The organism is Burkholderia sp. BCC1985 (assembly GCF_905339915.1).
GTDB lineage: Bacteria > Pseudomonadota > Gammaproteobacteria > Burkholderiales > Burkholderiaceae > Burkholderia.
Genome location: NZ_CAJPGY010000141.1, coordinates 1 through 380 on the forward strand (window position 1 = coordinate 1; position 380 = coordinate 380).

General features: G+C 62.9%; 1 protein-coding gene. It reads left to right on the plus strand.

The genetic code is table 11. The features are described from left to right. Positions 1-380 (plus strand): DUF2827 family protein (locus U4Z31_RS37020; RefSeq protein WP_321813006.1); only part of this gene is annotated, 380 nt, incomplete at both ends.

Below are 380 nucleotides of genomic sequence, written 5' to 3' on the forward strand. Positions count from 1 at the left end.
CGCGCGATGTTCGACAAGCCGTCGGGCTTCCTGTTCTCGGGCGCGCCGTACGACGCGGTCTGGACGATTCCGGAATTCGAGCGCTCGTGCCTGCACTATTACCAGACGGGCCTGCGCGCGCCGGTGACGATCGTCCCGCACATCTGGCATCCGATGCTGTTCGACAAGGCACGCGCGACGCTCGGCGCCGGTTTGTCGTTCGGCTATCAGCCCGGCAAGCCGCGCTGGCGCGTGACGATGTTCGAGCCGAACATCTGCATGGTGAAGACGAGCATCATCCCGATGCTGGTGACCGAGGAAGCGTATCGCGCGAAGCCCGATTTCGTCGAATTCGTGCGCGTGTGCAATACGCTGCACCTGAAGGAACATACGACGTTCGT